At 70.9% G+C, this 7213-nt stretch carries 7 protein-coding genes; all 7 read right to left on the bottom strand.

Going from position 1 to position 7213, the window contains the following annotated elements; all coding sequences use genetic code 11:
* Positions 1–107: 107 nt before the first annotated feature.
* Positions 108–1565 carry an MFS transporter gene (locus ACZ5ON_RS26840; protein WP_465597838.1) on the bottom strand — a complete coding sequence of 486 codons (1458 nt, stop codon included), beginning with the start codon at positions 1563–1565 and terminating at the stop codon, positions 108–110.
* A gap of 66 nt (positions 1566–1631) precedes the next feature.
* A complete protein-coding gene (locus ACZ5ON_RS26835) occupies positions 1632–2069 on the bottom strand; it encodes a nuclear transport factor 2 family protein (protein WP_465597835.1) in 438 nt (145 codons plus the stop codon).
* A 205-nt stretch (positions 2070–2274) separates the two neighbouring features.
* On the bottom strand, positions 2275–2709 hold the full coding sequence (locus tag ACZ5ON_RS26830) for a VOC family protein (protein WP_465597832.1): 435 nt from the start codon (positions 2707–2709) through the stop codon (positions 2275–2277).
* Positions 2709–3407: a putative quinol monooxygenase gene (locus ACZ5ON_RS26825; protein ID WP_465597829.1), complete on the bottom strand. Its 699-nt coding sequence runs from the start codon at positions 3405–3407 to the stop codon at positions 2709–2711. Before ACZ5ON_RS26825 ends, ACZ5ON_RS26830 begins: the two co-directional genes overlap by 1 nt.
* Before the next feature lie 55 nt (positions 3408–3462).
* A complete protein-coding gene (locus tag ACZ5ON_RS26820) occupies positions 3463–4272 on the bottom strand; it encodes an ester cyclase (RefSeq protein WP_465597826.1) in 810 nt (269 codons plus the stop codon).
* 27 nt (positions 4273–4299) lie between these two features.
* Entirely contained in the window at positions 4300–5871 is a 1572-nt protein-coding gene (locus tag ACZ5ON_RS26815) for a GMC family oxidoreductase (protein WP_465597823.1), read from the bottom strand.
* Positions 5872–6003: 132 nt separating this feature from the next.
* Complete coding sequence (locus ACZ5ON_RS26810) at positions 6004–7167, bottom strand: low temperature requirement protein A (protein WP_465597820.1); 1164 nt, start codon at positions 7165–7167, stop codon at positions 6004–6006.
* Positions 7168–7213 lie beyond the last annotated feature (46 nt).

Raw genomic sequence — 7213 nt, 5'->3', positions numbered from 1 at the left:
TGCCCCCCCCACCCACCCCCCCCCCCCCCCCCCCCCCTCCCCCCCTACCCCCCCCCCCCCCCCCCCCCCCCCCCCCCCCCCCCCCCCCCCCCCCCCCCCCGGCCGGATCAGTGCTGGTGCGTGCCCCACCAGCGGCGCGGCGTCGTGATGACGGCCGTGATCAGGGCCAGCACCAGGGTGTAGGCGAGGCTCGCGGCGAAGGCCCGGCCGTAGTGGCCGGAGGATCCGGCGCTGCCGAGCGTGCCGTAGAAGATGATCCCGATCAGGGCCACGCCCAGCGCACCCGCCATCTGCTGGGTGGTGGAGAGGACACCGGACGCGGAGCCGGCGTGCTCACCGGGTACGCCGAGCAGCACCTGGGCGATCAGCGGCGGGCCCATCGCGCCCATCCCGGCCCCGATCACCAGCATGAGCAGGGCCAGCACTGCGGTGCTCGGGTGGCTGCCGGCCCGGAGCGCGATCAGTGCCATGGCGATCTCACCGATGCCGAGGATCACCGCGCCGAGGGCCAGGGTCCGGTGGGCCAGCGCGCGGACGAGCCGGGGCGAGCCCATCGAGAGAGCGAAGAAGCCGACGCCGCAGGGCAGGCAGACCAGCCCGGACTTGAGCGCCGAGAAGCCCAGCCCCTCCTGCAGGTACAGCGCGAACACCAGGAAGAAGGAGGCCATCCCGGCGTACACGGTGAACATCGTCAGCAGTCCGGTCAGGAAGCTCCTGCTCTTGAAGAGCACCGGCTCGACCAGCGGAGTGCCGCCGCGCTGGGAGAGCTGCCGCTGGTGCCGGGCGAAGGCGCCGAGCACCACCACACTGGCCGCCAGGCACATCCACGACCACAACGGCCAACCGGCCTGTCGGCCCTCGACCAGCGGGATCAGCAGCAGCAACAGACCGGGGGTGACGATGGCGAACCCGACCAGGTCGAGACCGCGGGCGGTGGCCGAACGGCTCTCCGGCACCAGGGACGGAACGAGCGCCAGCACGGCCAGGCCCACCGGGACGTTGACCAGGAAGCAGCTGCGCCAGCCCAGGCCGAGGACGTCCGCCTGGATCAGCAGACCGCCGATCACCTGGCCGCTGACCGAGGCCAGACCGATCGTCATGCCGAAGCCCATGAAGGCCTTCGGCCGGTCCTCGCCGGTGTAGGTGACGTTGATGATCGACAGCACCTGCGGGAAGAGCAGGGCCGCGGCCACACCCTGCGCCATCCGGGCGAGGATCAGTAAGTTGGCGCTGGTGGCCAGACCGCAGCCGGCCGAGGCCAGCGTGAACAGGGTCAGGCCGATGACGAACAGCCGCCGCCTGCCGTACAGGTCACCGAGCCGACCGCCGGTGATCAGCCCGGCCGCGTAGGCCACTCCGTAACCGGCCACCACCAGCTGGATCTGCGCGCCGCTGGCGTGCAGGTCCGACTGGGCCGACGGGATGGCGACGTTGACGATGAAGAAGTCCAGGATCGTCATGAACGTGCCGACGAGGATCACGGGAAGGGCCAGCCAACGGCGTCCGGCCGACCCGGCCGTGGGCGGGGCGAGTGCTCCGGGTGTTTCGGAGACGGTATTGCTCATTGGAGATCACTCCGTTGCTGTGCGAGGGAAACGAGCCCGGCGACGGCCGGACGGTCGGCTGGGCAGCTACAGCGCCGCGGAGCCCGGCATCGGCGCCAGGTCCTCGACGATGTACTCGGAGATCTTCGGTTCGCCGTCGCGGAGGACCACGGTCCAGGTCTGGGTGGCGTCGAAGCCGAGCCACTCGCTCCTGGCGGCCGGCGGATTCCACACCCTGGCCTGCCAGTTGACCACGACCTGGATGTCGGCCCGGCCGTCGGTGTTGGTGCGCACCTCGACCGACTTGACCTCGTGGACCTCGTCGAAGAACCGGTTGGTGACGGCGGCGTACCAGTCATGGAAGTCCGCCGGACCGCGCAGGGTCGCCTCGGGGAACACCATGACCAGGCCGTCCTCGGCCAGGAACGGGGTCACCTGCTCGACGGCGTCGTGCCGGTCGAGCGCCTCGTACCACTCTCGGACGATCTCCTCGATCTGCCCGGTGGTCAACTCCTGCTTCCCCATGGGGATTTCCTTTCCGGAATGGGTGGACAGCGAGCCGCCCGGGCAGTTCCTCTGCCTCAGGCAGCCAGGCTCCCGCACCGTCACCGCCTCACCACGGCGGATGCGGGCACTGCGTGCGCATCTGAGCAGGTTCGCGCTCGTACTACGTCAAGTCGCCGACCGGGCGGGAGTGCACGGCGGCCCGCGCACTCCCGTCGGCCGCGGATCAGGCCAGTTCGGTCGGGTCCTGGTCGACGTACCCCTGGCTGACCTCGACCACCACACCGTCGGGGTCGGTCACCCAGACCGTGCGCCAGCCGGGGATGTACTCGTCGAAGCCCAGCGGTCCGAGGGAGACGTCGAAGCTCCCGTCGGCCGCCGCCAGGAAGGCGTCGAGGTCGTCCACCTGGAACGCCAGGTGGCGTACCGAGCCCGGGTTCTGCGGGCCGTCCCCGCCGGCCCTGGCTGCGGGCTCCGCCTGGGCCGGGAACAGCTCCAGGCAGGCGGCGTCGTTGCGCAGGAAGACCACCCGGACGTCCGGCGTCTCGACCACCCGCGCCCGGCGGAAGCCGAACCAGCGGGTGTAGAACTCCTCGGTGCGCTGCTGGTCCTGGCAGTTGAGGCCGACGTGGGCCCAGCGCAGGCCGTTGGCTCCCGCCATCACGCCACCTTCTCCAGCGATCGGACCCGGTAGGTGACGATCTCCAGCCGGCCGGTCCGGAAGGACCGCCGCACCTGCCAGGACTGCAACCCGCGGAAGGCCGAGCGGGATCCGTCGGCCCGCGCGGTGGACTTCCAGATGACCGCGAGGTCCACGTCCACCGCGCCCGCGAGGTCGCCGGGGGTGACCTTGAGGTGCTCCAGGTCGTGGGTGTGCTCGTGGAAGGTCGCCATGACCGTGGCGTACCACTCGCGCACGTCCTCGACGCTGGTCAGGGTCCCCTCGGGGAAGTCCATCCTCAGCCCGGCCGGGCTGAGGAAGCCCAGCAGCGTCTCGACCGGCGCCTCCGCGGTGATGGCGCCGAACCAGGAGGTGGCGAAGGCCAGCACCTCGTCGGCGCTCGGCCTGGTCGCCAACGGGACCACCTGGCGCAGCAGTTCGGAGCGGGGTTCGTCCGCCAGCGCCGGCAGGAAGGACTCCCACAGCGACTGGTCCTGCGCGAGGTGGGCGTCCAGGTGCTCCTGGCTCTCCCACTGCTCGACCAGCGTGAACCGGTAGGGGTCGGCGTCGTGCTGGAACCAGGTGAACTGCAGGCAGCCGGCGTCCCGCAGCGAGCGGCGTTCGATCGCGCCGAGCGTCTCCAGCGCCTGCTGCTCGTGGCCCGGCTTCACGGTGATGTGCAGTGCGTAGGCGAGCATCGGTACTCCTCTCTCTCGGTGGTCAGGTCGTTCCCGGGTCGGCCCTCGGCCGTCGTCACGGCAGGGTGACGCCGAGCTGCTTCATCAGGCCGGTGGTGTCGGCCTGCACCCAGCGCTCGACGATCTTGCGGTTCTCGATCCGGAACACCTCGATGCTGGTCCACTGGACCTCCTTGCCGGTCGGCTGCACGCCGAAGAACTCCCCGACGTGGCGCCCGGTGAAGGTGAGGTGGATGACGACCTTCCCGCCCTCGGCGGGGTAGATCAGGTCCTGCTGGGAGGTGAACTCCAGCGCGGCCTTGGCGACCTTGAGCAGTTCCTTGAGCTCGGCCACGCCGGTCACGCTCCAGGCCGGGTTGCGGTCCACGAACGACTCGTCGAACAGCTCGTCCATGTCGTCGTAGCGCCGCTCGTTCACCACGTCGTTGAGGCGGCGGATCAGCTCGACGTTCTCCGCGTCCGGCGACAGCTGGTTGCGCAGGCCGAGCAGGTCGTCCTCGGCCCAGCGCTCGACCAGCATGCCGTCGGCGACCCGCCAGATCTCGGTGGTGGTCCAGGAGACCGCCTTCCCGGTGGGTGCGAAGCCCAGCACCGGTCCGACGTGACGGCCGGTCAGCGCGACCCGGGCGATGATCCGGTCGCCGGTGGTCAGGATCTCCTCCAGCTCGGCCCGGATCCGGAGGGTCTGCGCGACCCCGCGCAGCGCCTCCTGGTACTGGGCCACGCCGTGCACCTCGAAGCCCGGGTGGTGGTCCTCGAAGTCGGACGCCATCACCTGGGCGATCCCCTCGTAGTCGCCGTCGTTCAGCGCCTTGAGGAAGCGGTTGTACAGGTCGACACCGGCCTGTTCGGCAGCGGTTGCCATGATCGGCTCCTTGGGTTCGAAGGGTACTCAGCTGTCGGTGGTGCGGATCAGGTCGGCGGCTTTCTCGCCGATCATCACGGTGGGTGCGTTGGTGTTGCCGGACACGATCACCGGCATGATCGAGGCGTCGGCGATCCTCAGGCCCGGGACGCCGCGGACCCGCAGCTGCGGATCCACCACCGCGTCACTTCCGGTGCCCATCCGGCAGGTTCCGACCGGGTGCCACAGCGTGGTGGCCTCGGCCGCGACGTAGCCCCGCAGCTCCTGGCCGGTCCCGAGGGCCGGTCCGGGGGCCAGCTCCTCGCCCCGGAAGGCGTCGAAGACCGGGGTGTGCGCCAGCTCCCGGGCCAGTTCCACGCCCTCCACCAGTACGTCCACGTCGGCCTGCTCACCGAGGTAGCCGGCCCGGACGACGGCCGGCTCGTGCGGGTCCGCGCTGCGCAGGCTGACCCGGCCCCGGCTGCGCGGGGTGAGCAGGATCGGGGCGAAGGTGAAGCCGTGGCCCTCCCCCGCCCGCGCCGGCGCACTCGCGGGCAGGAACTTGACCGTGCCGAAGGTGAACTGCAGGTCCGGCGGCGCGTCCGCCGGTGTGAGCCGGCTGCGGGTGAACAGGCCCGCCTCGGAGATGAGTTCCGCCGACGGATGGGTCTGCAGGGACTGGTAGCAGACCGGTACGAAGACGTGGTCCTGCAGGTTGCCGCCGACGCCCGGGAGGTTCTGGACGCAGCGGATGCCGTGCCGCTCCAGGTCCGCCGCCGGGCCGATGCCGGAGAGCATCAGCAGCTTGGGGGTCTCGAAGGCGCCGGCGCTGAGCACGATCTCGCCCTCGGCCGTCGCCGTGCGCAGCCGGCCCTCGTGCAGGTGCTCCAGACCGGCCGCGCGGCCGTCGCGGAGCACGATCCGGGTGGCGTGCGCACCGGTGCGGATGGCCAGGTTCGGCCGGTCCGCGGCCGGCCGCAGGTAGCCGGTGGCGCAGCAGCAGCGCTCGCCCTCGGCGGTCCGGTTGGTCTGGTAGAGGAATCCGAAGCCGTCCTGCCGGGGGCCGTTGTAGTCCGCCTCGGGTGCGGCGTAGCCCAGGTGCTCAGCCGCGGCCACGAAGGCCTGCGCCACCGGGGTCGGGTCTCGGTGGTCCTGCACGCTGATCGGGCCCGAACTGCCGCGGTCCTGGGCGCCGGTGGGGTAGGACTCGGCCCGGATGAAGTACGGCAGCACCTCCTCGAAGGACCAGCCGGTGTTCCCGAGGGCGCTCCACCGCTCGTAGTCGAGCCGGTTGCCGCGCACCCACATCAGCGCGTTCACCGAGCTGCAGCCGCCGACTCCCTTGCCGCGGGCGATCGGTATGCTCCGCCCCTCGAGGTGCGGCTCCTGCTCGGTGGTGTAGCCCCAGTCGATTCCGCGGCCCCAGGGCTCCGTCCAGAGCGCCGTCAGCGAGGGCACGTCCACCCGGTTGATCTCCGGCCGGGTGTGCCAGTCGCCCGCCTCCACGAGCAGGACCGAGCAGGAGGGGTCCGCACTGAGCCGGCTGGCCACCGCACAGCCCGAGGAACCGGCGCCGACCACGATGTAATCGAAATTGTCGACGGATCGTTCTGCTGACATGGCGTGATCCCCCTTTTCGACTCTTCCGACGCTACCGCCGGAGGAATTCCGCTCGGGACTTCTGCGTTCCGGGATCGGGTGCTTCGCGAACTCCGATCCGACATTGCGTCAGATTCGTTCGCCGGCAAGGGTTCAGAGGAGATCCACGGCCCGGCGGAAGAACAGCGGGATGGTCCTTCCGGTGGTGAGCATCCAGTACTCGATGCCGTTGACCGCGATCAGCACGGCGGCGGTGACGGCCAGGGTGACCAGGCCGGGGACGAGCGGTGCGGCCGGCGCGGCCAGCAGCAGGCACAGGCCCGCGATCACCCTGGTCGAGGAGGCCCCGCCGAACATCCGCCAGCGGGTGTAGCCGAAGGTGAGGGTGAACAGGCCGGCTCCGATCGGCACGAGTGCGCCGATTCCGGTGTGTGGCGCGGCGGTCGGTTCGGACACGATCCGGCTGGTGCCGACGGCGACCAGCAGCAGCCCGACGACCAGGATGAAATGGCCGTAGCTCAGGACGTCGCGGACCACCACGGCCTGCGTCCGGTGGGTGCGCAGCGCGTGCTCCACCGCCGGGGCCACGTAGTGGAAGTAGAGCCACCACAGGGCGCAGCCGGTGACGAAGCTCAGCACCACCGCGCACATCCCGGCGAGGTCGAGGTGCGAGGTCGCGGCGCGCAGACCGGCCGAGAGCACGCACTCGCCCAGCGCGATGATGATGAACAGGCCGAACCGCTCCGGGAGATGGCTGGGTCCGAAGGTCATCCGGTGCAGCCGGTCCCGGTGGACGACCGGCGCGGCGATCTCCGCGAGCACGCCGGTCGCCCACACCAGGCCGCGGATTCCGGCGGGCAGCAGGGCGCCCGCGACGAGTATCGTCGCGCAGACCCAGCCGACGTTGTGGTGGTTGATGCTGTGTGAGATGGCCCGGGTGCACCGGACGCACTGCGCCATCAGCACCCGCAGGCCCAGGTAGGAGCCGGCGAACAGGAGTGCCGCGCCGCGGTGTTCCAGCGCCAGCGGGGCGCTGACGCCCATGGTGAAGGTGGCGAGTCCGGCCGCGAACAGCAGCAGGCGCTGGGTGTTGGTCTCGCTGACCGCGTTCAGCGCGAGCGTCATGCTGACCCACGCCCACCACAGCGGCAGCAGGACCAGCAGGGCCTGGGCCATGCCGCCCCAGCTGGGGGCCTCGGCCAGGATGTGCGCGGCCTGGCCGATGCCGAAGACGAGCACGAGGTCGTAGAAGAGTTCGGCCCAGGTGGCACGGTCACGGGTCGGCGCCGAGGACGTGGTGGCCGGGTTGGCTGTCATGGCGTTGTCCCTCGCTAGGTCGGAGCGGTGAACAGGGTTCGGTGAC

It is taken from the genome of Kitasatospora sp. NPDC032150, from assembly GCF_055579945.1.
This window is presented reverse-complemented; position numbering and strand designations above follow the sequence as displayed.

Bases quoted from the DNA above. Each gene is read 5' to 3' on its own strand.
- ACZ5ON_RS26820 (WP_465597826.1), bottom strand. From the start codon at position 4,272: ATGGCAACCGCTGCCGAACAGGCCGGTGTCGACCTGTACAACCGCTTC.
- ACZ5ON_RS26835 (WP_465597835.1), bottom strand. From the start codon at position 2,069: ATGGGGAAGCAGGAGTTGACCACCGGGCAGATCGAGGAGATCGTCCGA.
- ACZ5ON_RS26830 (WP_465597832.1), bottom strand. From the start codon at position 2,709: ATGGCGGGAGCCAACGGCCTGCGCTGGGCCCACGTCGGCCTCAACTGC.
- ACZ5ON_RS26825 (WP_465597829.1), bottom strand. From the start codon at position 3,407: ATGCTCGCCTACGCACTGCACATCACCGTGAAGCCGGGCCACGAGCAG.
- ACZ5ON_RS26810 (WP_465597820.1), bottom strand. From the start codon at position 7,167: ATGACAGCCAACCCGGCCACCACGTCCTCGGCGCCGACCCGTGACCGT.
- ACZ5ON_RS26840 (WP_465597838.1), bottom strand. From the start codon at position 1,565: ATGAGCAATACCGTCTCCGAAACACCCGGAGCACTCGCCCCGCCCACG.
- ACZ5ON_RS26815 (WP_465597823.1), bottom strand. From the start codon at position 5,871: ATGTCAGCAGAACGATCCGTCGACAATTTCGATTACATCGTGGTCGGC.